The sequence below is a fragment of the Ramlibacter albus genome (assembly GCF_014297445.1).
Classification (GTDB): Bacteria; Pseudomonadota; Gammaproteobacteria; order Burkholderiales; family Burkholderiaceae_C; genus Ramlibacter; species Ramlibacter albus.
On record NZ_JACORU010000008.1, the window covers coordinates 229,884 to 253,379 of the forward strand.

Genomic DNA, 23,496 nt, shown 5'->3' on the forward strand with positions numbered 1-23,496 from the left:
ACGTGCCCTCTTCGACGCTCGGCAACGATCTTGCCAACGCCCGCCTCGCGGGCCTGCTCGACTCCGCGATGGACGCCATCATCACGGTCGACGAGTCGCAGAAGATCGTCCTTTACAACCGCGCCGCGGAAAAGATCTTCGGCTGGAAGGCCGACGAGATGCGCGGCCAGCCGCTGGACCGCCTGATCCCCGAGCGCTACCAGGCCGCCCACGGCGGCCACGTGAAGCGCTTCGGCGAAACCGGCGTCACCTCGCGGCGCATGAGCGGCAGCAGCATCGTCTACGGCAAGCGCGCCAACGGCGAGGAGTTCCCGGTCGACGCCTCGATCTCCCAGCTGGAAACCCCCGAGGGCAAGCTCTTCACCGTCATCCTGCGCGACGTCACCGACCGCATGCAGAGCGAAGAGGAGCAGATGCGCCTGGCGCAGCGCCTGGGCGGGCTGCTCGACTCCGCCATGGACGGCATCATCTCGGTGGACGAGCAGCAGCGCGTCATCCTCTACAACCGCGCGGCCGAGAAGATCTTCGGCTGGAACGCCGCCGCCGTGCTGGGCCAGCCGCTGGAGCGGCTGATGCCGCGCCGGTATCGCGGCGAGCATTCCGACCACGTGCGCACTTTCGGCCGCACCGGGGTCACCTCGCGCCGCATGGGCGACCGCACGAACATCGTGTACGGGTTGCGCGCGAACGGCGAGGAATTCCCGATGGAAGCGTCGATCTCGCAGCTGGAGACCGCGCAGGGCAAGGTCTACACGGTGATCATGCGCGACGTCACCGAGCGCGTGCGCGCCGAGCGCGAGCTGGCCACCTTCGCGGCGGAGTCGGCGGGCGTGCGCGAGCAGGAGAAGAGCCGCATCGCGCGCGAGCTGCACGACGAGCTCGCGCAGTCGCTCACGGCGCTGAAGATGGACACCATCTTCCTGCAGGGCAACATCGCGACCAACCCCGCTGGCGCGCAAGCCAAGCTCGACGACATGCTGCGCATGCTCGATACCGCTGTGGCGTCCACGCGCCGCATTGCCGCCGACCTTCGCCCGCTGGTGCTCGACGACCTGGGGCTCGTGCCCGCCATCGAGTGGGCGGTGCAGAACTTCACGCAGCGCAGCGGGATCAAATGCGTGCTGGACCTCGACGAGGACCTGGAGCTGGAAGAACCCTACGCCACGGCGGCGTTCCGGATCGTGCAGGAGTCGCTGCAGAACGCCGCCAAGCATTCGAAGGCCACCAAGGTGCGCGTGCGCGTTTCCACCGAACCCGAAGCCATCCTGCTGCGCATCGAGGACAACGGCGTGGGCTTCGCGCCCGATGCGCCGCGCAAGGCGCATTCGCTGGGCATTGCGGGCCTGCGCGAGCGTGCCTACCTGCTGCGCGGCAAGGTCGCCATCCACAGCGCGCCGGGGCAGGGCACGACCGTCGAGGCGCGCATCCCCGTCGAGAAAAAGGAAGCCGCATGATCCGCGTCGTGCTCGCCGACGACCACGCGATCGTGCGCGAGGGCCTCAAGCGCATCGTGGGCGACGTCGAAGGCATGTCCGTCGTGGGCGAAGCCGCCGACGGCACCGAGGTGATCAAGCGGGTGCGCGAGCTGGAATTCGACGTGCTCGTGCTCGACCTGTCGATGCCGGGGCGCAGCGGCATGGAGCTGATCAAGCAGGTGAAGGCCGAAAAGCCCAAGCTGCGCATCCTCGTGCTCAGCATGCACCAGGAGACGCAGTACGCGATGCGCGCCATCAAGTCGGGCGCGAGCGGCTACCTCACCAAGGAAAGCGCGCCGGGCCAGCTGGAGCAGGCCATCCGCAAGATCGCGGGCGGCGGTGCGTACATCAGCGCCGAGGTGGCCGAGCAGCTGGCGCTGGGCGCGATGCCCGGCGGCGGGGACGACGCGCCGCACGAGTCGCTCTCCGACCGCGAGTTCCAGGTGTTCAAGCTGCTGGTGGACGGCGTGTCGGTGAGCGACATCGCCGGCCAGCTCAACCTTTCCGTCAAGACCGTCAGCACGCACAAGGCCAACCTGCTGCAGAAACTGGGGCTCTCCAACCAGACCGAGCTGGTACGCTACGCCATGAAACACGGCCTGGCGGACACATGACGCAGTTACCCCCCGACGTCTCGCCCTACATCGGCAAGCTGCTGCAGGTGCGGCGCGAACTGCATGCCGACCCCGAGCTGCGCTTCGAGGAGAAGCGCACGTCCGACCGCGTGGCCGCGTGGCTGCAGGCACTGGGCCTGCCCGTGCATCGCGGCATGGGCGGCACCGGCGTGGTTGCCACGCTGCGCGGCAAGGGCCGCGATGCCGACGACCCGGCCCGTGCGCTCGCGCTGCGCGCCGACATGGACGCGCTGCCGGTGCAGGAGCTCAACCAGTTCGCGCATGCGAGCGCGACGCCCGGCCGCATGCACGCGTGCGGGCATGACGGCCACATGGCGATGCTGCTCGGTGGTGCCACCTTGCTTGCGAAGAACCCCGATTTCAACGGCACCGTGCACTTCGTTTTCCAGCCCGGCGAAGAGGGCGGCGCCGGCGCGCGCAAGATGATCGAGGACGGCCTCTTCGACCGCTTCCCGGCGCGCGCGGCCTTCGCGCTGCACAACTGGCCCGCATTGCCGGCCGGCGAGATGGGCGTGCGCATCGGCCCGATCATGGCGTCGGCCAACCGCTTCGAGATCCGCGTGACCGGCCGCGGCGGCCACGCCGCGCAGCCGCACACCACCGTGGACCCGATTCCCGTCGCCTGCGCGATCGTCGGCCAGCTGCAGTCGCTGGTGTCACGCACGGTGGACCCGCTCGACAGCGCCGTGCTCACCGTCGGCAGGATCGACGGCGGCACGGTGGAAAACATCATCCCCAACCAGGCCGTCATCTACGGCACCACGCGCACGCTGCGCACGGACACGCACAACGCGCTGATCGAGGGCATGGAGCGGATCAGCACGCACGTGGCGCAGGCGCATCGCGCGACGGCGGAGTTCATCCTCAAGCCCGGTTACCCGGCGACGGTGAACCACGCGGCCGAGACGACGTTCATGGCGAAGGTGATGCGCGAAGTGGCGGGCGAGGGCGCGGTGCACGACGACGTGCTGCCGGCGATGACGTCCGAGGACTTCGCCTTCATGCTCGAGCGCGTGCCGGGCGCCTATGGCTTCATCGGGAACGGCACGCCCGGCAAGCCGCCTGTGAACCTGCACAACGCGGCCTACGACTTCAACGACGACATCCTCGGGCTGGGCGCCACCTTCTGGGACCGGCTCGCGCGCCGGTGGTTCGAGAGCGCCTGACTAGGTGCCCAGCTCGATGGTGAAGGTGGTGCCGTCCGCGGCACTCGAAGCCGCCTCCACGCGCCCGCCGTGCGCGCGCGCGATCTCCCGCACGATGTACAGGCCGAGCCCCAGCCCCTGCTGGTCCGACTCGGGCCCGCGCACCATCGGTTCGAAGAGGTAAGGCAGCGCATCCGGCGCGATCGGCTCGCCGCCGTTGTGCACCGTGACGCGGAAGCTGCCCGCCAGCACCTCGCTCGACACCGTGATCGGCACCGTGGGGTCGCCGTAGTTGGCTGCATTGCGCACCAGGTTGCCGATCGCCTGCACCACGCGCTCCGGGTCGGCGTCCCATTCGCCCACACCGTTTCGCTCGTGCTTCAACGTGTGTTCGCCGAACGCCGACGCCCAGTCCGACACGGCTTCCGCGACCACTTCGTGCAGGTCCACCCGCGTCTTGCGCATGCGCAGGCCGTGGCCCAGCCGCGCCTGCGTCACGTCGAGCAGGTCCGCCAGCAGCCGCTCGGCGCGCAGCGTGCCGCGCTCGATGCGCCTGAGCGCGTCGCGCTGCGCGTCGGCCAGCGGCATCATGCCGAGCACCGCCGCGCTCATGCGGATGGTGCCCAGCGGGTTGCGCAGGTCATGGCTGACGATGCCCATCATCTGCTCGGCGAACACGGCGCGCTCCTCCGCCTGCCGGCGCGCGGCGGCCAGCTGGCGCTGGTCCTCCTCGTGCTGCGCGAGCAGCTGCTCGGCGCGCTGGCGCTGCACGAGCAGCTCGCTCTCGTACTTGTGGCGGTCCTCGGCCACGAAGACGGCCACGTGCACGAGCAGCCGGTCGCCTTTCGCGGGTCTCAGGCCCTTCTCGTCCGCGACGAGCAGGCCGCAGGGCGCCAGCTCGTAGAGCCTCTCGGGGCCGGGCGGGCCGCCTTGCGCCATGGTTCAGGGCGCTGCCAGGAAGCTTCCATGGCATCGACGCTCGCGCACGGGGCGCTCAGGTGCGGGCAGTGGCCGACGTTCTCGATGATGGAGAGCGTGGCGTTCGGGATGTGCCGCTGCATGTACTCGCCCACCGGAGATGGCCGGCTCGCCGCCGTCCTCGCGCAGCACCTCGCACATGTCGCGTGCGTGGCCGTGCAGCGTCGCGTACTTGCGCCGGTCGTAGGCCGAAAGTTGCGAACCGCCCATGCCGACCAGGTCGAGCAGGATGACGCGGTAGCGCGTGGCGAAGTGCGGCGCGAGCAGCCGCCACATGTTCTGGTCGCAGCCGAACCCGTGCACGAAGAGCATGGGGCGGCCCCGAGCCGAGGGTGTGGACGTTGTGGCGGGTGAAAGCGGGCATCTGCCGGGAGGCTAGCACTAGCGCGAGCCCATGTCGGCCGGCTCCTACACCCTGGAGCGCACAGCGATCAGGGCCTGCCTCCTACAGCCGCGCCGGTGCCCCAGCCATAAAGTCCTGCGCAAAGGAACCTTGGAGCCGCACGACATGAACTTCGAAGAAATCGTCCAGATCTTCAACCGCGCCAAGTCGCTCGTTCGCAACGCAGCCACGCGCGGCATGCGCGTTGCCGTGATGACGGATGCCAACGCCGAACCGATGGTGGTGGGCGCCGGCACCGCGCAGCAGGTGCAGCGTTTCTCGGGCCTGATGCAGGAATGCGGCTTCCAGCCCGTGGAGCTGACCAGCCGCGGCGAATTCAGCGCGTACGACGTGCTGTTCGTGCCGGCCGGCAAGGTTTCGAGCGTTCTCGCGCGCCTGTAGACCGAACCGGCGCCGGCCGGGCTGTTACTGCACCCGCGCCTCGACGGCGTACGACAGCCGTTCGAGGTCGACGATGCGCACGTGCTTCTTGTCCACTTCCAGGATGCCCTGCTGCTGGAACAGCGAAAAGGTGCGGCTGACGGTCTCGAGCTTCATGCCCAGGTAGCTGCCGATCTCGGCACGCGACATGCGCAGGTGGAATTCGCTGGCCGAGTAGCCGCGCGCCTTCATCCGCTGCGACAGGTTCAGCAGGAAGGCGGCCAGGCGCTCTTCGGCGTTCATGGACCCCAGCAACATCATCAGGCTGTGTTCGCGCACGATCTCGCGGCTCATGAGGCGGCCCACGATGTGCTGCAGGTTGGGGTTGTGCGCGGCCAGGTCGGTCAGGTGCGCATACGGGATGGCGCAGACTTCCGCGTCCTCCAGTGCCTCGGACACGCTCGCGTGCCGGCCGCTCGCAAGCCCGTCCATGCCCATCAGCTCGCCGGCCATGTGGAAGCCGGTCACCTGCTGGCGGCCGTCGCGCAGCGTCAGGCTGGTCTTGAAGGTGCCGCTGCGCACGGCATAGATGAACTGGAACTTGTCGCCTTCGTGAAAGAGCGGTTGCCCCAGCTTCACTTTCCGGCGGCCGAACATCAGGCCGTCGAGGCGCTGCACCTCGTTGCCGGCCAGGCCACAGGGCAGGCACAGGTCCTTGAGGTGGCAGGTCGAGCACAGCGTCGTGATCGTCGGCACGTCGGACGTGTACGTCGTGGTGCGGGCGCGCGGGACGACGCGGATCGGGGCTTCGAGTGTGGCTGCTGCTTGCATGGATGAACCTCTCTCCGGGTATTTCATTAATGGACCGCGCGGCCGCCGGCGGCCACCACGGCCTGGGCGAGCTGGCCGAATTCGGTGCTCTTGTCGAGGAAACGGTTGGCACCCTCGCCGAGGTAGCGCTTGCGGTAGGCGGGGCCCGAGTTGTTGCTGAAGACCACGAAGGCCACTTCGGGGGCCTTCTCCTTCACGGCCTTCAGCACCTGCAGGCCCGAGCCGCCTTCGAGCTGGACGTCCAGCACGACCACGTCGGGGTTGGTGCCCAGGATGCCGCTGATGCAGTCGTCGGGCGTCTCGGCGTAGCCGATCACGTCGATCTTGTTGGCAACGAGGATGTCGGCCACACGGCGCCGGATCTCGCCGGAGTCGTCTGCGAGGAAGACTCTCACGGGAGGGGTGGCGATTGCTTGTTCCATGGGCTGAACTTTGCCCGCCGCAAGCTTTTCGCAACATCGGTGGCGGCTGAAACGGCGGCTCGGAGGAGTCCGAATCGCCGCTGCCGCCATTCCTAGGCCGCCTAGGAAAATTCCTAGGGCCTCAAAGCGATTCGAGCTTGGCCGGGTCCAGCGGCTTGGTCCAGTGGTCGTCGAAGCCCGCCTCGGCGGCCATGCGCTTGTCTTCCTTCTGGCCCCAGCCGGTCAGCGCAACGAGGCGCACGTCCGCGCCGTCGCCCTTGCTGCGGATGCGCCGCGCGACTTCGTAGCCGTCGATGTCCGGCAGGCCGATGTCCAGCAGCACCACGTCGGGCCCGAATTCCTCGTAGGCCTCCAGCGCCGACGCACCGTCGTGCGCGGTTCGCGGCTCGTGGTTGAGGAAACCGAGCAGCTGCGCGAGCGTCTCGGCCGCGTCGACGTTGTCGTCGACGACCAGCACTTTCTTGGCGGGCGCTGTGGCGGCGCCACCCTCAACCGGCGCGGCCTGCGTTGCCGCCTCTTCGGACAGCGGCAGCGACACCACGAACCGCGTGCCCGTGCCCGCCCCGCCGCTTTCCGCGGAAACGCGGCCGCCATGCATCTCCGCGAGCGACTTCACGAGGAAGAGGCCGATGCCCAGGCCGTGCTGGTCGCCGTTTCGCGCCGGCGCGGCACCCGCGCCCTGCGTGAACAGCTCGAACATCCGCGGCAGCAATTCGGGCGGGATGCCGGGGCCCGTATCCGATACCTCGATCTCCACATGCGACTCGTGCAGCGTCATCGCAAGCACGATGCGGCCGGGCTCCGGGGTGTACTTGGCGGCGTTGTTCAGGAGGTTGGCGACCACCTGCGCCAGCCGCACCGGGTCCCCGCGAACCGGCACCGGTGCGCCGGGCAGTTCCACCGCAAGCGTGTGGTGGCACCGGTCGATGAGCGGCTGCGAGCTCTCGACCGCGGCGCGCACGACGTCGCGCAGGTCCACCAGCTCGCGGCGCAGCTCGAACTTGCCCGAGTTGATGCGCGCCACGTCGAGCAGGTCGTCGACCAGCCGAGTGAGGTGCGCCGTCTGCCGCCGCATCACGCCGAGGGCCTGCGGCAGCATGCGGGCGGGGTCGGCCGCGCGCTCGAGCAGGGCGATGCTGTTGACGATGGGCGCGAGCGGGTTGCGCAGCTCGTGGGCAAGCGTGGCGAGGAAGGTGTCCTTCGCCGCATCGGAGCGCCGCAGCGCCTCCACCAGCTCCGCGTTCTCGATGGCCACGGCCGCGCGGGCCGCGAGGTCGGCGGCCCGCACCAGGTCCCGCTGCGAGAACACCCGGCGCGACTCCGAGGTGATGAACGTGATCGCGCCCAGCACCGTCCCGTGCGCAACCACGGGCACGGCCATGTACGAGTGCAGGCCCAGCGCGAGGAGGTGCTCGCGGAACTCGGGGTCCTTCACGCCCGCCAGCATCTCCGGCGTGATCACGGGCACGAGTTCCGGGCGGCCCGTGCGCACCACGTTCCAGACGCCGCCGGGGTCGCCCGGCTCGGGCGGGTAGCGCTCGTGCAGTTCGAGCGCGAGCCGAACCTTGCTCTCGTCCACGTGAGCCACTGCCACCCGCTTGAGCCGGTCGCCCTCGACCATGTCCACCGCGCACCAGTCGGCGAAGTTCGGCACCGCGAGCCTTGCGATGCGCTGCATCGTGTGCGGGTAGTCGGTCAGCGCGGCCAGCTCGGTGCTCGCCTCGGCCAGGAACTTCAGGTCGTTCTCGTCCGCCTTGCGTTCGTCGATGTCCACGCACACGCCCGTCATGAGTTCGGGCCCGCCGTCGTCGTCGCACAGTGTCGTGCCGGCCGCCTCGAGCCAGTGCCAGGAGCCGTCGGGCCACGCGACGCGGTATTGCACGCTGTGGTCCGCGCAGGCCTTGACGGTCGCGCTCACGACCGACCGCACGCGCTCGCGGTCGTCCGGGTGCACCAGGTCGTAGTAGTCATCCGGCAGGCCGTCCTTCGGGTTGCGGCCGTGCAGCACGAACATCTCGCTGGACCACCACCGCCGGCCGGTGGGCACTTCCCATTCCCACGCCGCCATCCCGCCGGCCTTCAGGGCGAGCTGAAGGCGCGTCTCGAGCCGACGTTTGTCGCGGTGGAACAGGCGCGCGAGGCGTTCGAGCATGGGGAATTGTCGGCAGCCTCAGCGGGCCGCCCTGTCCGGAAAGTTCGACAGTGCGCGGCGGCGGCGCCGTCTGTCCGCGCCCGTGTCAACGTCCTACGGCGCAACGGGCCGCCGCCGGATGTGTGCTGCATGCGCGCCTGCCTAGGATCGGAAGCGTGGAGCATCCGGCATCGATCAAGGCAGGCCAGGTAGTCGCACTGCACGGCAGCAGCGCGCTGCTGACTGTGCGCACGATCTCGGGCGACTATGCCTATTGCGAGTGGGAAGAGCAGGGCATCCTGCGGCAGGGCACGTTCCTGCTGTCCCAGCTGGACCGGGTTCCCGATGAGATTGCCGTGGCTCACCGCCTGCTTCCGCGGCAGCCGCGTGGCTGAGCCATTGCCGAACAGTGCAATAACACGCACATGTAGCCCATCCGTACACAACCCGCGCAACCCCCGCCTTTTTCACGGGTTCGCGCCTACACGTGTGGGCGCCGTCCTACGCGCTTATCGGAATTTCACGTCGACACTAGCGTGAAGATCGAGCAAGGCGGAAATGATGGACAAAGCAGTTACGGCTCCGGTTGCACGGAAGAAAACATCCCGTGCGACACATACGCCCCCGTTGGGCCCCATCCAGACCGTCGATGCCGCCGAGGCGCAGGCCCGGCACATCCTCGCGGCGCTGCGCGCGTTCGCGAACGGGGATTTCTCGATGCGGCTGCCCGTTACCTGGAGCGGCACGGATGCGAACATCGCGGAGGCGTTCAACCATTGCATCGCGAACGCCGAGCGCATCACCAACGAGGCCGCGCGGCTGTCCAACAACGTCGGCAAGGAAGGCCGGCTTGCGCAGCGTATCTCGGCCCCCGGCACCATGGGCGGCTGGGCCGAGCAGGTGGATTCGCTCAACACCCTGATCGACGACCTCGTGCGGCCGACGACCGACATCGCGCGCACGATCGGCGCGGTGGCCAAGGGCGACCTCGGCCAGTCGATGGAACTGCAGGTGGAAGGCCGGCCGCTCAAGGGCGAGTTCCTGCGCTCGGCCAAGCTGGTGAACAGCATGATCGAGCAGCTGTCGGTCTTCACGTCCGAAGTAACCCGCGTCGCGCGCGAGGTGGGCACGGAGGGCAAGCTGGGCGGCCAGGCGCAGGTCAAGGGCGTGTCGGGCGTGTGGAAGGACCTCACGGATTCCGTGAACCAGATGGCCGGCAACCTGACGGCGCAGGTGCGCAACATTGCCGACGTCACCATCGCCGTGGCGAACGGCGACCTGTCGAAGAAGATCACGGTGGACGTGCGCGGCGAAATCCTGCAGCTGAAGGAAGCCACGAACACCATGGTGGACCAGCTGCGCTCGTTCGCGTCCGAAGTGACGCGGGTCGCGCGCGAGGTCGGTACCGACGGCCGCCTCGGCGGCCAGGCGGTGGTGCCGGGTGTGGCGGGGACGTGGAAGGACCTCACGGACTCCGTCAACTCGATGGCCAACAACCTCACCTCGCAGGTGCGCAACATCGCGACGGTGACGACGGCCGTGGCGCGCGGCGACCTCTCGCGCAAGATCACGGTGGACGTGAAGGGCGAGATCCTGGAGCTGAAGGAAACCATCAACACGATGGTCGACCAGTTGAACGGTTTCGCTTCGGAAGTGACGCGCGTGGCGCGCGAAGTGGGTACCGAAGGCCGCCTCGGCGGCCAGGCCCACGTGCCGGGCGTGGCGGGCACGTGGAAGGACTTGACCGACTCGGTCAACTCCATGGCCTCCAACCTCACGGGCCAGGTGCGAAACATCGCCGACGTGGCGACCGCCATCGCCAAGGGCGACCTCTCGCGCAAGATCACCGTGGAGGTGAAGGGCGAGATCCTGCAGCTGAAACAGACCATCAACACGATGGTGGACCAGCTCAACGCTTTCGCGGGCGAAGTGTCCCGTGTCGCGCGTGAAGTGGGTACCGAGGGCAAGCTGGGCGGCCAGGCCGCGGTGGAAGGCGTGGCCGGCACGTGGAAGGACCTCACGGACAACGTGAACTTCATGGCGTCCAACCTCACGGGCCAGGTGCGCAACATCGCCGAGGTGACCACCGCTGTGGCCAACGGCGACCTCTCCAAGAAGATCACGGTGGACGTGCGCGGCGAGGTGCTGGAGTTGAAGAACACCATCAACACGATGGTGGACCAGCTGAACGGCTTCGCTTCCGAAGTGACGCGCGTGGCGCGCGAGGTGGGTACCGAAGGCAAGCTGGGCGGCCAGGCCGCGGTGCCGGGTGTCGCCGGCACGTGGAAGGATTTGACCGACTCCGTGAACTTCATGGCCGGCAACCTGACGGCGCAGGTGCGCAACATCGCCGAGGTGACGACGGCCGTCGCGCGGGGCGACCTCTCCAAGAAGATCACCGTGGACGTGCGCGGCGAAATCCTGGAGCTGAAGAACACGATCAACACGATGGTGGACCAGCTCAACGGCTTCGCGGGCGAGGTGTCCCGCGTGGCGCGCGAGGTGGGCACCGACGGCAAGCTCGGTGGCCAGGCGCAGGTGCCCGGCGTGGCCGGCACGTGGAAGGACCTCACGGACAACGTGAACTCGATGGCGTCCAACCTCACGGCGCAGGTGCGCAACATCGCGGACGTGGCGACCGCGGTGGCCAACGGTGACCTCTCCAAGAAGATCACGGTGGACGTGAAGGGCGAAATCCTGGAGCTGAAGAACACCCTCAACACGATGGTGGACCAGTTGAACGGCTTCGCCTCCGAGGTGACGCGCGTGGCGCGCGAGGTGGGCTCCGAAGGCAAGCTGGGCGGCCAGGCCGTGGTGCGCGGCGTCGCCGGCACGTGGAAGGACCTGACCGACAACGTCAACTCGATGGCGAACAACCTGACCGGCCAGGTGCGCAACATCGCGGAGGTGACGACGGCCGTGGCGAAGGGCGACCTGTCGCGCAAAATCACGGTGGAAGTGAAAGGCGAAATCCTGGAGCTGAAGAACACCATCAACACGATGGTGGACCAGTTGAACGGCTTCGCTTCCGAAGTGACGCGGGTGGCGCGCGAAGTGGGTACCGAAGGCAAGCTGGGCGGCCAGGCGGCGGTGCCGGGTGTGGCGGGCACGTGGAAGGACCTCACGGACAACGTGAACTTCATGGCGTCCAACCTGACGGGCCAGGTGCGCAACATTGCGGACGTGGCAACCGCCATTGCGCGGGGCGACCTCTCGCGCAAGATCACCGTGGAGGTGAAGGGCGAAATCCTCGCGCTGAAGGAAACCATCAACACGATGGTGGACCAGCTCAACGGCTTCGCGGGCGAAGTGTCGCGCGTGGCCCGTGAAGTGGGTACGGAAGGCAAGCTCGGTGGCCAGGCGCAGGTGCCCGGCGTGGCCGGCACGTGGAAGGACCTCACGGACAACGTCAACTCGATGGCGTCCAACCTGACCAACCAGGTGCGCAACATCGCGGACGTGACGATCGCCGTGGCCAACGGCGACCTCTCGAAGAAGATCACCGTGGACGTGCGCGGCGAGATTCTCGAGCTGAAGGAAACCATCAACACGATGGTGGACCAGCTGCGCTCGTTCGCGTCCGAAGTGACGCGTGTGGCACGCGAGGTGGGTTCCGAAGGCAAGCTGGGTGGTCAGGCGACCGTGCCGGGTGTGGCGGGCACGTGGAAGGACCTCACCGACAACGTGAACTCGATGGCTTCGAACCTCACGAACCAGGTTCGCAACATCGCCGACGTGGCAACCGCCATCGCGCGGGGCGACCTGGGCCGCAAGATCACGGTGGACGTGAAGGGCGAAATCCTTCAGCTGAAAGAGACCATCAACACGATGGTGGACCAGCTCTCGGCCTTCGCCTCCGAAGTGTCCCGTGTGGCGCGTGAAGTGGGTACCGAAGGCAAGCTGGGCGGCCAGGCGCAGGTGCCCGGCGTGGCCGGCGTGTGGAAGGACCTGACCGACAACGTGAACTCGATGGCGTCGAACCTGACAAACCAGGTCCGCAACATCGCCGAGGTGACGGTGGCCGTGGCCAACGGTGACCTGTCCAAGAAGATCACCGTGGACGTGCGCGGCGAAATCCTGCAGCTGAAGGAAACCATCAACACGATGGTGGAGCAGCTGCGCTCGTTCGCATCCGAAGTGACCCGCGTCGCGCGTGAAGTGGGCACCGAAGGCCGCCTCGGCGTGCAGGCCGTGGTGCCCGGCGTGGCGGGCACGTGGAAGGACCTCACGGACTCGGTCAACACGATGGGCGCGAACCTCACTTCGCAGGTGCGCAACATCGCCGAAGTGACGACGGCCGTGGCCCGCGGCGACCTGAACCAGAAGATCACGGTGGACGTGAAGGGCGAGATCCTGGAGCTGAAGGACACCATCAACACGATGGTGGACCAGCTCAACGGCTTCGCGTCCGAGGTGACGCGTGTGGCCCGAGAAGTGGGTACCGAAGGCAAGCTGGGTGGCCAGGCGCAGGTGCCCGGCGTGGCCGGCACCTGGAAGGACCTCACGGACAACGTGAACTTCATGGCGTCCAACCTCACGGAACAGGTGCGCGGCATCGTGAAGGTGGTGACGGCCGTGGCCAACGGCAGCCTGTCGCAGCGCCTGACGGTGCAGGCCAAGGGCGAGGTGGCGGCGCTGGCCGACACCATCAACAACATGACCGACACGCTTGCGACGTTCGCCGACCAGGTGACCAACGTCGCGCGCGAAGTGGGCGTGGAGGGCCGGCTGGGCGGCCAGGCCCACGTGCCGGGCGCCGCGGGCACGTGGAAGGACCTCACGGGTAACGTGAACCTGCTCGCCGCGAACCTCACGACGCAGGTGCGAGCCATTGCCGAGGTCGCGACGGCCGTGACCAAGGGCGACCTGACCCGATCGATCCAGGTGGAAGCGCGCGGCGAGGTGTCCGACCTGAAGGACAACATCAACACGATGATCTCGAACCTGCGCGAGACCACCGAGCGCAACCGCGAGCAGGATTGGCTGAAGACCAACCTGGCGCGCTTCACGTCGATGATGCAGGGCCAGCGCGACCTGTCCACCGTGGGCAAGACGCTGCTGTCGGAGCTGGCGCCTCTGGTCAACGCGCACCAGGGTTCGATCTACCACACCACGCAGTTCGAGGACGGCCGCAACGAGCTGGTGCTGCTGTCCTCCTACGCGCAGGGCGGGCACCTCGCGCTGCCGTCCCGGTTGCAGATGGGCGAGGGCCTCGTCGGCCAGTGCGCCATCGAGAACCGCCGCATCCTGCTGACCGACGCGCCGTCGGACTTCGTGACCATCACCTCCAGCCTGGGCGATGCGCGCCACGTCAGCGTGGTGGTGCTGCCGGTGCTGTTCGAGAACCAGACCAAGGCCGTGATCGAGCTCGCCTCGCTGCACCCGTTCTCGCCGGTCAACCTGAACTTCCTCGACCAGCTGTCGCTGGGGATCGGCGCCGTGTTCAACACCATCGAGGCGACGATGCGCACCGAAGGCCTGCTCAAGCAATCGCAGGAGCTGACGGTGGAACTGCAGGCCCGCCAGATCGAGCTGCAGCAGACCAACGAGGAGCTGGGCACCAAGGCGCGCCTGCTGGCCGAGCAGAACGCCGAGGTGGAGCGCAAGAACTCCGAAGTGGAACAGGCCCGCCGCGCGCTGGAAGAGAAGGCTTCCGAACTCGCGCTCACGTCCAAGTACAAGTCGGAGTTCCTGGCGAACATGTCGCACGAGCTGCGCACGCCGCTGAACTCCATCCTGATCCTGTCGCAGCAGCTGGCCGAGAACGCGCCGCGCACGCTCAACCCCAAGCAGATCGAGTTCGCGCGCAACATCAACTCGTCGGGCTCCGACCTGCTGAACCTGATCAACGACATCCTGGACCTGTCGAAGATCGAGTCCGGCACGGTGACGGTGGACGTGGAGGAGATCTCCTTCAACGGCCTGAAGGAATCCATCGACCGCAACTTCCGCCACGTGGCCGACGCCAAGAGCATCCCGCTGGTGATCGAGTTCGCGGACGACCTGCCGCGCTCGATGGACAGCGACCCCAAGCGCCTGCAGCAGATCCTGAAGAACCTGCTGTCCAACGCGATGAAGTTCACGTCGCACGGCCATGTGGCGGTGCGGGTGGGCTATGCGAAGGGCGGCTGGTCGGCCGACCACCCGGTGCTCTCGCAGACGCAGAACGTGATCTCCTTCGAGGTGGAGGACACGGGCATCGGCGTGCCGCCGGACAAGCAGCGCCTGATCTTCGAGGCGTTCCAGCAGGCCGACGCCGGCACGTCGCGCAAGTACGGCGGCACGGGCCTGGGCCTGGCCATCTCGCGCGAGCTGGCGGTGCTGCTGGGCGGCGAGATCCGGCTGTCGTCGGTGCACGGCCAGGGCAGCACGTTCACCCTGTTCCTGCCGCTGCACTACCAGGGCCCGGATTCGTCCACGGTGATGCGCAAGACCAAGAGCAGCGACGACGCGCCCGCGGTGCCTGTGATGGCGCTGCCGGTCGCGCGCGAGGAGCACGTGGCGGACGACCGCGAGAGCATCGAGCCCGGCGACCCGGTGCTGCTGATCATCGAGGACGACCCGCACTACGCGCGCATCCTGCTGGGCCTCGCGCGCGACAAGGGCTTCAAGGGCCTCGTGGCGATGAAGGGCTCGCTCGGCCTGTCGCTCGCGCGGCAGTACCGGCCCTCGGCGATCTCGCTGGACATCTTCCTGCCCGACATGCTGGGCTGGACGGTGCTCAACCAGCTCAAGCTGGACCCGCAGTTGCGGCACATCCCCGTGCAGATCGTCACGCTGGAGGAAGAGCGCCAGCACGGCCTGTCGCACGGCGCCTTCGCATACCTGCTGAAGGAGCCCACGACCGCGGGCCTCGAAGCCGCGTTCTCGAAACTGAAGGACTTCACCCACCCGCGCACCCGCCGCCTGCTGGTGGTGGAGGACAACACCATCGAGCGCGACGCCGTGATCGAGCTGCTCGGCTACGACGACATCGACATCGCCTCCGCCGGCAGCGGCGAGGCGGCGCTGGCCGCGATGCGCAAGGAGCCCTTCGACTGCGTGGTGCTGGACCTGAAGCTGCCCGACATGAGCGGCTTCGAGCTGCTGGAGAAGATGCGCACCGAGCCGCGGCTCGCGTCGATCCCGGTGGTGGTGTTCACCGGCAAGGAGCTCTCCGACGAGGAGCAGGGCCAGCTGAACACGATGGCCAAGAGCATCGTGCTGAAGGACGTGCGCTCGCCCGAGCGCCTGCTGGACGAGACGGCGCTGTTCCTGCACCGCGTGGTGACCGAGCTGCCCCAGGACAAGCAGGCCATGCTGGAGAAGCTGCACAACTCTGGCGAGGTGCTGCACGGCCGCAAGGTGCTGGTGGTGGACGACGACGCTCGCAACATCTTCGCGCTCACGTCCGTGCTGGAGAACCACGACGTGGAGGTGGTGAGCGCCACCAACGGCAAGCAGGCGATCGAAATACTGAAGACTTCGCCCGACATCGAGATGGTGCTGATGGACATCATGATGCCGGAGATGGACGGCTACGAGACGATGCGGCAGATCCGCAAGGACGCCGCGTTCCGCACGCTGCCGATCCTGGCGCTGACCGCCAAGGCGATGAAGGGCGACCGCGAGAAGTGCCTCGACGCCGGCGCGAGCGACTACATCTCCAAGCCGGTGAACACGGACCAGCTGCTCTCGCTGATGCGGGTGTGGCTGTTCCGCTAGGAGCGCGCCATGAGCGAGAACGCCTCCGCCGAGCCGCCGGTCAACATCCTCATCGTCGATGACGAGCCGCGCAACCTCGCGGTGCTGGAAACGGTGCTCGACGACCCGGGCTACCGCCTCGTGCGCGCCACCTCGGGCGAGGAGGCGCTGCTGGCGCTGATGGCCGACGAGTTCGCGGTGCTGGTGCTGGACGTGCGCATGCCGGGCATGTCCGGCTTCGAGCTGGCGTCGATGGTGAAGGAGCGCAGGAAGACGGCGCGCATCCCGATCATCTTCCTCACCGCCTACTACAACGAGGACCAGCACATCCTCGAGGGCTACGGCACCGGCGCGGTCGATTACCTGCACAAGCCGGTGAACCCGGCGGTGCTCAAGAGCAAGGTGGCGGTGTTCGCCGAGCTGCACCGCAAGGGCCGCATGCTGGAAGAGGCCAACCGCATGCTGCTGGGCGAGATCGGCGAGCGGCGCAACGCCGAGGCGCGCCTTTCCGACCTGAACCAGACGCTCGACCGGCGCGTGACGGAGCGCACGGCGGAACTGCAGGCGAGCGAGATGCGCTTGCTGGAAGCCAACCGCCGCAAGGACGAATTCCTCGCGACGCTGGCACACGAGCTGCGCAACCCGCTCGCGCCGGTGCGCAACGCGATCGAGGTCCTCAAGATCAAGGGCGCCGACCCGAAGTCGGTAACCTGGGCCACGACCGTCGTGGACCGGCAGGTGGTGGCGCTCAGCCGCCTCATCGACGACCTGATGGACCTGAGCCGCGTGAGCCAGGGCCGCATCGAGCTCAAGCGCGAGATCGTGTCGCTCAACGACGTGCTGTCCGATGCGATCGAATCCGTGCGGCCGCTGGCTGCGGCCGCACGCCACGAGCTGGTGACCCTGCTGCCGGATCGCACCGTCGCGGTCGACGCGGACCGCACACGCCTTGCGCAGGCCTTCGTCAACCTGCTGAACAACGCGGTGAAGTACACCGACCCTGGCGGGCGCATCGAAGTGGCCGTGCTGCTGGAAAAAGGCGGCGTGGTGGTGAGCGTGCGCGACACCGGCATCGGCATCCCGCCGGACCACCTCGAACGGGTGTTCGAGATGTTCTCGCAGGTGGAGTCCGCGCTGTCGCGTTCGCGCGGGGGCCTGGGCATCGGCCTCGCGCTCACCGAACGGCTGGTGCGCATGCACGGCGGCTCGATCAAGGCCCAGAGCGAAGGCCTTGGCCGCGGCAGCCGCTTCCTCGTGCAGCTGCCGCTGTCGCAGGAAGTGCCGCACTCGGAAGAGGCCGAGCAGGTGCTCTCGCGCAACGGCCCCGCGTTGCGCGTGCTGGTCGCCGACGACAACCGCGACGCGGCGGAGACTTTCGGCGCGTTGCTCGGGATGCTCGGGCACGAGGTGCGGCTGGTGTACGACGGCGAACAGGCCGTCAACGCCTGTCCGCAGTTCGACCCGGATGTCGTCGTGCTCGACATCGGGATGCCGAAGCTCAATGGCTACGAGGCGTGCAAGCGCATCCGCCAGCAGCCCGGCGGGCCCGTGCGTACGCTGATCGCATTGACCGGCTGGGGGCAGGAAGGCGACGTGGCGCGTTCACGCGAGTCCGGCTTCGACAAGCACCTCGTCAAGCCGGTGGACGTGCCGGGGCTCGTGGCCATCCTCGACGGGGTGATGCGCCGGCCGGGCGGTGCGCAGGACGCCCGGCGCGGCTGAATTCAGCGGGCGTGCCCCGTCGAGCCCATGCGGGCCATCGCGGCACTGAGCTTCTCGTTGGCGGCCTCGCGCAGCGCCTTGACTTCGTTCATCAGGCTCTCGGTCGGCGGGGGGCCGCCGTTTGCATGCGCTTCCCACGCATCCTTGAGGCGGGACTCCGCGGCGCGGGCGAGGGCGTCGGCGTTTTTCCACGCCTCGACGGTGTTGGGGGTTTCTTCCATGCGTAACAACGCACATTGGATGTAACGAGAAGCCGCGGCGGAAGCCGGAGCCGTCCGATAGCCCTGTAGGAGCCGGCCGACAACACCGACCGTCCGGAGCCGCCCGGAGGCGCTGCGCACACGACATCACGGAATGCAGGTACAACACGGTTCGCGAGACGGCCGTGAGCATCTACACCTCCACGCTTTCCGAGCTGGTGCCCGAGCGCACCGAACCCGCCGCGCCCGACCTGAAGGCGGAGTTCGTCAGGGCCTACGGGCCGCGTGTCTTCGTCGCGCTCGCGGTGGCGGGCGCGCTCTTCCTGCTGCCGTTCTCGCTGCACAACTTCAACCAGGGTCGCACCGTCATCGGCGTGGCGGCGGCGCTCGTGATGGCCTGCCTGCTCGCCAACGCGTGGTCGACGGTACGGGGCCGCAGGCAACTGCTGCCCACCGGCAGCATCTTCCTGCCCACCCTCGTGGCCCTGGGCACCGCGATGTACGAGCAGGGGCTGGTCGGCATCCTGTGGAGTTACGCGGCCATCCTGCTGATCCACTTCGCGCTGCCGCGGCGCATGGCGAACGCCTTCAACGCGGCCATCGTGCTGCTTGCGATTCCCATGGCGTACATGCACCTCGGGCCGGAGGTCACCGTGCGCGTGGCCGCGACGATGGCGCTGACGGTGCTGTTCACCAACATCTTCTCCTTCATCGCCGACGCGCGCCAGCGCAAGGAGGTGGAGCAGCGCCAGCGGCTGGACCTGATCGTGCGCGGCACGCACTCGGGCACGCTGGAGTGGCACGCCAACGGCACGTACGGCTTCTCGCGGCGGCTGCGGCAGATCCTGGGCCGCGGCACCTACGAGGACTCGCGCAGCTGGGACTTCTTCGACTTCGTGCACCCGCACGACCGCGAGCGCGTGCAGGCCGCGATGCATGCACAGCTGCGCACCAAGGGCAAGCCGCGCAGCGTGGTGCACATGCCGCCGGACGACTTCCGCCTGCTGCACGTGAGCGGCGCCACCGTGTGGGTGCACAGCGAAGCGATCGTGGTGACGGATGGCCGCGGCCGCGTGCGCGAGTACATCGCGTCCTTCATGGATATCACCGAGCGCATCGAGGCGCAGGAGCAGCTGCTGGCGACGCACGAGGAGGTGCGCCGGCAGGCCGCGCAGCTGGAGGCGCAGAACGCGCAGCTGCGCGAGGCGGTGCGCATCCGCGAGGACGTGGAGCGCATCGCGCGGCACGACCTGAAGGCGCCGCTGGCGAGCATCGCGGCCGTGCCGCGGCTGCTGCGCGAGGCGCGCACGCCCGAGGAGCGCGAGCAGCTGCTGTCGATGGTGGAGCGCGCGTCGATGCGCGTGCTGAGCATGGTGAACCTGTCGCTGGACCTGCATCGCATGGAGGCCGGTGGGTACGAGGTGCGGGCGCAGGCGGTGGACCTGGTGGCGATTGCGCACACGGTGGCGCAGGAGCTGCGCAGCCAGGCGCAGAGCAAGCAGGTGGCGATCGAGGTCGAAGCGCCTGTCGGTGCTGCGTGCGCGCTGGGCGAGGAACTGCTTTGCTACTCGATCCTCGCGAACCTGGCGAAGAACGCGCTGGAGGCGTCGCCGGATGGCGAGGCGGTGCGCATCCGCGTGGGCGTGCTGCAGGACTCCCGCGTCTCGGTGCAAGTGCACAACGCGGGCCAGGTGGCTGCGGCCGTGCGCACCCGCTTCTTCGAGAAGTACGCGACCTTCGGCAAACCCGCGGGCACGGGGCTGGGCGCGTACTCGGCGCGGCTGATGGCGCGCATCCAGCAGGGCGAGCTGGAGATGGCCACGGGCGAGGAGGGCACGACGCTGCTGCTGACGCTGCCCGCGGCGCCTGCTGCCGCGCCGATGGGTGCGTCACTCCTGGTGCCTTCCCGTTTGCCCGCGTTCGTCGCGCCCGAGTTGTCGGCGCAAGGGGACGCTCCGGTGTCCGCGGCACGTGCGGCTGCGTCGGTGCTGCTGGTCGACGACGACCCGTACAACCTGCTCGTGCTGCGCACGATGCTGGCGCACCTGCCGCTGCGCCTTGCCGAATCCGTGAACGGCCGCGCCGCGCTGGACTGCGTCACGCGCGAGCGGCCGGACGTGGTGTTCATGGACCTCCAGATGCCGATCATGGGCGGGCTGGAGACGCTGGGGCGCCTGCGGCAATTGCAGCGCGAGCGCGGCGACAAGCCGAGCGTGGTGGTGGCTTTCTCGGCGCGCGACGACGACGTGAGCCGGCGGCAGTGCGCGCAGGCGGGGTTCGACCATTACCTGGTCAAGCCGGCGGCGCTGGAGGACTTGCTGCGCGTGCTCGGCCTCGCGCCGAAACCGGCGCTTGACGCGGATGTGCGCGCGGAGCTTCCCGGGTTCATCGCATCGCGCCGTGAGCTGCTGGCCGCGCTTTGCGAAGCGGCACGTGCCGGTGATGGCGACGAGACGCGCCGCCTTGCGCACAAGCTCGCCGGCTCGCTGCGCATGTATGGTTTCCCGCAGGCGGCGGACGAAGCCCGGGCCGTGGAGCGTGCGCCGGCCGATGTGTCGCTCCAGTGGCTCGCCGCCCGCTGCGACGCGTTGCGCGAGAGATTCGAGCGCGACGTCGTGCCGGCGGCCGCCTGAGCCGGGCCCACACGCACGGCGGCCGTCACGCGGCCGGTGCCGCCGGCAGCGAGAACGAGAAGCTCGCTCCGCGCCCGGGCCGCCCGTGCGCCCAGACCCTGCCGCCCATGCGCCCGACGATGCGCTTGACGGTGGCCAGGCCGATGCCGTTGCCCGGGTACTCGGTGGCGCGATGCAGGCGGAAGAACGGCGAAAAAAGGTTGGCGGCAAATGCCTCGTCGAAGCCGGCGCCGTTGTCGCGGACGGTGCAGACGACCTGGCCCGCATCGACCTGCGCAGTGAAGTCGATCCGCGCGCCTTCGGTGCGGCCGGTGAACTTGATCGCGTTGGAGAACAGGTTGTCCAGCACGGATCGCAGCAGCAGGCTGTCGGCCATGGCAGTCACGCCGTCCGCGATGCCGACGAGGGGCGCGTCCCGCACGCCCGCGAGCAGCTCGCCGGCGGCACAGCGGGCCAGGGCGCTCACGTCGACCGGCTCCACATGGACCTCGGCCCGCGTGGACCGCGACAGCGCCAGCATGTCGTCGATGAGCGACGCCATCCGCTGCGTCGCGTCCCGCACGCGCTGCACGCAGGCCTTCCCCTGCGCGTCCAGGCCCGCCGCATGGCCGTTCGCGAGCGCCAGCGAAAAGCCGTCGATCGCGCGGACCGGAGCGCGCAGGTCGTGCGACACGGAATAAGAGAAGGCTTCCAGTTCCTTGTTGGCGGCGTCGAGCTGCTCGTTGCGCAACGCGAGCGACGCCTCGGCCGCCGCGCGGCTCGCCTGCATGTGGTTGAACGCCCGCGAAGCGACGGCGAGTTCGCGCGCCCCCCGTTCCGGCAGCGCATCCGGGTGGCAGCCGTCGGCCATCGCCTGCGCAGCGGCCGCCAGCAGCACGAGCGGGCGAGCCAGGCCGTTGCCGATCCACGCGGCAACGCCCAGCCCGCCGAGCAGCACGACCAGGGAGACGAGCATGGCGCCGCGCAGGCGGCGCGATGCCGGCCCCGCAAGCGCATCGACCGGAATGGCGACCGACAGCAGCCAGCCCGTCGACGGCAGGGTGCGGACCGCGTACACGCGCTGCACCCCGTCCAGCCCTTGCGCAACCAGCTCGCCTTCGCCCAGCAGCCGCTGCCGCGCGAAGAGCCGATGCGTGGAGACATCGCGGCCGGCCCACAGCTCGTTGTCGTGCGACCGGGAAATGACCACGCCGCGGGCGCTGATGACGGTGCTCACGGAGCCCTCGGGAAGCAGCAGGTGCCGTGTTGCCGCGACGAGAGCCTCCAGGTCGATGCCGGCAACGAGCAGGCCGGCAGGGTCGCCGTTCGGGTTGGAAACCGGCTGCACGGCGGTCACCACCCACTTGCCGCTGGCGCGGCCGACCACGGGTTCGCCCAGGCGGAAGGCGCGCTCGCCCATGGCCTGCCGGAACCATTCGCGGTCGGCGACCGCAACGGTGGCTCCGGGCCGTGTCGTGAGGCAAAACGCGTTGCCCGCGAGGTCGACCTGCGCGATCTGCACGATGCCCTGGCCGCCCGCAGCGACGGCCGCCAGTGCGGGGTCGCAGCGTCGCGGGTCCATCTTCTGCACCGGGGCCAGAACCGCGAGCGCCTCGAGCGCGCGGCGCGAGCCGGCCAGCGAGGCTTCGACCTGCACGGCCATGCCCCTGGCCTCGGCCGCGGCGGCGGCGAGCGTGCGCGTCTCGACTTCCTTCGCGCCGAGGTAGAGGAGCAGGGCGACGAGCGCGACGAAAGGCAGCGCCGTCGCGACGACAAGTGCGGCCAGTTGCCGCCTGACGGGTTGGCGGTTCCACGCATCGAGCGCGGCCGTTGCGAGTGCGGGTCGGGGCACGCGCATCACGGGCGCCCGCCGAGCAGCCACTCGCGGTCGAGCCGCTCCACGGCCCGGCACAGGTCGGCGAACCGCATGGGCTTGGTCTCGAAGGCCGAGGCGCCCGCACCGATCGCGTCGCGCCGGTCGCACTCGCGGTCGGAGGCGCTGAACACCACGACGGGCAGGCCGCGGGTGCGCGCATCGCCGCGCAGCACACGCAGCACATCGACGCCCGACATGCGAGGCATGCACAGGTCCAGCAGCACCAGGGCAGGCTGCAGGGCTGGGCAAGTGCCGATCCGGTGCAGCAGCGCCAGCGCTTCGGGTCCGTCACCCGCCACGTGCATGGACCACTGCAGGCCCGTCGCGCGGCAAGCCATCTCGAGCAGCTCGACAGCCGCCGGGTCGTCTTCCACGACCAGCACGCTTGCGTCGGGCGTCATGGCGCAGCCCGCAGGTCGAGCACGAAGGTGGCGCCGCCGCCCGCCGCCGGCCGCGCGCCGAGCCGGCCGCCCAGCTTCTGCGCCGCGCGGCTCGCCTTGGCGAGCCCCGCGCCGCGGCCTTCGTAGGTGCCGCTCGGGTGCAAGCGGCCGAACAGCTTGAACAGCTGCCCGGCATGGTGCCCGCCGAGGCCGACGCCGTTGTCCTGGACGGTGTACACGCAGCGGCCCGGGGCGGCAGGCTCGCAACCCACGGCGATGCGCCGCGGCGCCGTGCCCGCGCTGAACTTGAGCGCATTGGCCAGCAGCTCGCGCAGCACCAGCTCCAGCAGGCCCGCGTCCGCCCAGCAGGGTGGCAGCGGATCGATACGCAACTCGACGGGCCCGTTTTCGGCGGCGAGGAGCCGCTGCAGGACGCTGCGCGCGAGTCCCTCGACGCAGACCTGGCGGAACTGCAACTGCCCCCCGCCGATGTCGATGAAGGCCAGCAGGTCGTCGAGGGTGGCGCTCATTGGGCATCCTCCCACTTGACGCTGCTTTGGCCGAGTGCTGAGGTAGCAATCGGACTTCCGTGCCCCTGTGGTGATTGCCAACGGCGCTGGCAACTCGATTGCCCGCATGAGAC

The 23,496-nt window shown here is 68.9% G+C and carries 17 protein-coding genes; 8 read left to right on the forward strand and 9 right to left on the reverse strand.

Going from position 1 to position 23,496, the window contains the following annotated elements; all coding sequences use genetic code 11:
* The first annotated feature begins 2 nt into the window (after positions 1–2).
* From H8R02_RS21225 to H8R02_RS21235, 3 genes are read left to right on the forward strand one after another with little or no spacing between them, the layout of a single operon-like run.
* Positions 3–1,454: a PAS domain-containing sensor histidine kinase gene (locus H8R02_RS21225; protein WP_354004957.1), complete on the forward strand. Its 1,452-nt coding sequence runs from the start codon at positions 3–5 to the stop codon at positions 1,452–1,454.
* Positions 1,451–2,089, forward strand: coding sequence for a response regulator (locus H8R02_RS21230; protein ID WP_187083482.1), 639 nt, complete (start codon positions 1,451–1,453; stop codon positions 2,087–2,089). Before H8R02_RS21225 ends, H8R02_RS21230 begins: the two co-directional genes overlap by 4 nt.
* Complete coding sequence (locus tag H8R02_RS21235; RefSeq protein ID WP_187083483.1) at positions 2,086–3,276, forward strand: M20 aminoacylase family protein; 1,191 nt, start codon at positions 2,086–2,088, stop codon at positions 3,274–3,276. The genes H8R02_RS21230 and H8R02_RS21235 overlap by 4 nt, the downstream gene beginning before the upstream one ends.
* Here H8R02_RS21235 and H8R02_RS21240 read toward each other — a convergent pair whose 3' ends face one another.
* Together H8R02_RS21240 and H8R02_RS21245 are read right to left on the reverse strand one after the other, a co-directional pair.
* Complete coding sequence (locus tag H8R02_RS21240; protein WP_187083484.1) at positions 3,277–4,194, reverse strand: sensor histidine kinase; 918 nt, start codon at positions 4,192–4,194, stop codon at positions 3,277–3,279.
* 3 nt (positions 4,195–4,197) lie between these two features.
* Complete coding sequence (locus H8R02_RS21245) at positions 4,198–4,545, reverse strand: alpha/beta fold hydrolase (RefSeq protein WP_187083485.1); 348 nt, start codon at positions 4,543–4,545, stop codon at positions 4,198–4,200.
* A gap of 196 nt (positions 4,546–4,741) precedes the next feature.
* Here H8R02_RS21245 and H8R02_RS21250 point away from each other — a divergent pair, with 196 nt between their 5' ends.
* Positions 4,742–5,017, forward strand: coding sequence for a hypothetical protein (locus H8R02_RS21250; protein ID WP_187083486.1), 276 nt, complete (start codon positions 4,742–4,744; stop codon positions 5,015–5,017).
* A 24-nt stretch (positions 5,018–5,041) separates the two neighbouring features.
* On the opposite strand, the gene fnr is transcribed toward H8R02_RS21250, so the two are convergent.
* From fnr to H8R02_RS21265, 3 genes are all read right to left on the reverse strand, one after another.
* On the reverse strand, positions 5,042–5,827 hold the full coding sequence (gene fnr / locus H8R02_RS21255; RefSeq protein WP_187083487.1) for a fumarate/nitrate reduction transcriptional regulator Fnr: 786 nt from the start codon (positions 5,825–5,827) through the stop codon (positions 5,042–5,044).
* Positions 5,828–5,853: 26 nt separating this feature from the next.
* Positions 5,854–6,249, reverse strand: a complete 396-nt coding sequence (locus H8R02_RS21260) for a response regulator (protein ID WP_187083488.1) — start codon at positions 6,247–6,249, stop codon at positions 5,854–5,856.
* 121 nt (positions 6,250–6,370) lie between these two features.
* On the reverse strand, positions 6,371–8,401 hold the full coding sequence (locus tag H8R02_RS21265; RefSeq protein ID WP_187083489.1) for an ATP-binding protein: 2,031 nt from the start codon (positions 8,399–8,401) through the stop codon (positions 6,371–6,373).
* Between the two features lie 155 nt (positions 8,402–8,556).
* On the opposite strand from H8R02_RS21265, the gene H8R02_RS21270 reads away from it, so the two are divergent.
* From H8R02_RS21270 to H8R02_RS21280, 3 genes are all read left to right on the forward strand, one after another.
* Positions 8,557–8,775, forward strand: a complete 219-nt coding sequence (locus tag H8R02_RS21270; protein ID WP_187083490.1) for a hypothetical protein — start codon at positions 8,557–8,559, stop codon at positions 8,773–8,775.
* Between the two features lie 163 nt (positions 8,776–8,938).
* On the forward strand, positions 8,939–16,084 hold the full coding sequence (locus H8R02_RS21275) for a HAMP domain-containing protein (RefSeq protein ID WP_435531294.1): 7,146 nt from the start codon (positions 8,939–8,941) through the stop codon (positions 16,082–16,084).
* A gap of 9 nt (positions 16,085–16,093) precedes the next feature.
* A complete protein-coding gene (locus tag H8R02_RS21280; protein WP_187083492.1) occupies positions 16,094–17,785 on the forward strand; it encodes an ATP-binding response regulator in 1,692 nt (563 codons plus the stop codon).
* A 2-nt stretch (positions 17,786–17,787) separates the two neighbouring features.
* Here H8R02_RS21280 and H8R02_RS21285 read toward each other — a convergent pair whose 3' ends face one another.
* The gene (locus H8R02_RS21285; protein ID WP_187083493.1) at positions 17,788–18,006 is read right to left on the reverse strand and encodes a hypothetical protein; all 219 of its coding nucleotides are present in this window, start codon (positions 18,004–18,006) and stop codon (positions 17,788–17,790) included.
* A gap of 164 nt (positions 18,007–18,170) precedes the next feature.
* Between H8R02_RS21285 and H8R02_RS21290 the strand changes: the two genes are divergently transcribed.
* Positions 18,171–20,618, forward strand: coding sequence for a response regulator (locus H8R02_RS21290; protein ID WP_187083494.1), 2,448 nt, complete (start codon positions 18,171–18,173; stop codon positions 20,616–20,618).
* A gap of 25 nt (positions 20,619–20,643) precedes the next feature.
* Here H8R02_RS21290 and H8R02_RS21295 read toward each other — a convergent pair whose 3' ends face one another.
* The 3 genes from H8R02_RS21295 to H8R02_RS21305 are packed head-to-tail and all read right to left on the reverse strand — an operon-like array spanning position 20,644 to position 23,383.
* Entirely contained in the window at positions 20,644–22,455 is a 1,812-nt protein-coding gene (locus H8R02_RS21295) for a sensor histidine kinase (protein WP_187083495.1), read from the reverse strand.
* Positions 22,455–22,874: a response regulator gene (locus H8R02_RS21300; RefSeq protein WP_187083496.1), complete on the reverse strand. Its 420-nt coding sequence runs from the start codon at positions 22,872–22,874 to the stop codon at positions 22,455–22,457. Before H8R02_RS21300 ends, H8R02_RS21295 begins: the two co-directional genes overlap by 1 nt.
* Positions 22,871–23,383: an ATP-binding protein gene (locus tag H8R02_RS21305; protein WP_187083497.1), complete on the reverse strand. Its 513-nt coding sequence runs from the start codon at positions 23,381–23,383 to the stop codon at positions 22,871–22,873. Before H8R02_RS21305 ends, H8R02_RS21300 begins: the two co-directional genes overlap by 4 nt.
* Positions 23,384–23,496 lie beyond the last annotated feature (113 nt).

What these genes read in the sequence shown, in the direction of transcription:
- H8R02_RS21230 (WP_187083482.1), top strand. Translation starts at nt 1,451, where the DNA reads ATGATCCGCGTCGTGCTCGCCGACGACCACGCGATCGTGCGCGAGGGC.
- H8R02_RS21235 (WP_187083483.1), top strand. Translation starts at nt 2,086, where the DNA reads ATGACGCAGTTACCCCCCGACGTCTCGCCCTACATCGGCAAGCTGCTG.
- H8R02_RS21240 (WP_187083484.1), bottom strand. Translation starts at nt 4,194, where the DNA reads ATGGCGCAAGGCGGCCCGCCCGGCCCCGAGAGGCTCTACGAGCTGGCG.
- H8R02_RS21245 (WP_187083485.1), bottom strand. Translation starts at nt 4,545, where the DNA reads ATGCTCTTCGTGCACGGGTTCGGCTGCGACCAGAACATGTGGCGGCTG.
- H8R02_RS21250 (WP_187083486.1), top strand. Translation starts at nt 4,742, where the DNA reads ATGAACTTCGAAGAAATCGTCCAGATCTTCAACCGCGCCAAGTCGCTC.
- fnr (WP_187083487.1), bottom strand. Translation starts at nt 5,827, where the DNA reads ATGCAAGCAGCAGCCACACTCGAAGCCCCGATCCGCGTCGTCCCGCGC.
- H8R02_RS21260 (WP_187083488.1), bottom strand. Translation starts at nt 6,249, where the DNA reads ATGGAACAAGCAATCGCCACCCCTCCCGTGAGAGTCTTCCTCGCAGAC.
- H8R02_RS21265 (WP_187083489.1), bottom strand. Translation starts at nt 8,401, where the DNA reads ATGCTCGAACGCCTCGCGCGCCTGTTCCACCGCGACAAACGTCGGCTC.
- H8R02_RS21275 (WP_435531294.1), top strand. Translation starts at nt 8,939, where the DNA reads ATGATGGACAAAGCAGTTACGGCTCCGGTTGCACGGAAGAAAACATCC.
- H8R02_RS21280 (WP_187083492.1), top strand. Translation starts at nt 16,094, where the DNA reads ATGAGCGAGAACGCCTCCGCCGAGCCGCCGGTCAACATCCTCATCGTC.
- H8R02_RS21285 (WP_187083493.1), bottom strand. Translation starts at nt 18,006, where the DNA reads ATGGAAGAAACCCCCAACACCGTCGAGGCGTGGAAAAACGCCGACGCC.
- H8R02_RS21295 (WP_187083495.1), bottom strand. Translation starts at nt 22,455, where the DNA reads ATGCGCGTGCCCCGACCCGCACTCGCAACGGCCGCGCTCGATGCGTGG.
- H8R02_RS21300 (WP_187083496.1), bottom strand. Translation starts at nt 22,874, where the DNA reads ATGACGCCCGACGCAAGCGTGCTGGTCGTGGAAGACGACCCGGCGGCT.
- H8R02_RS21305 (WP_187083497.1), bottom strand. Translation starts at nt 23,383, where the DNA reads ATGAGCGCCACCCTCGACGACCTGCTGGCCTTCATCGACATCGGCGGG.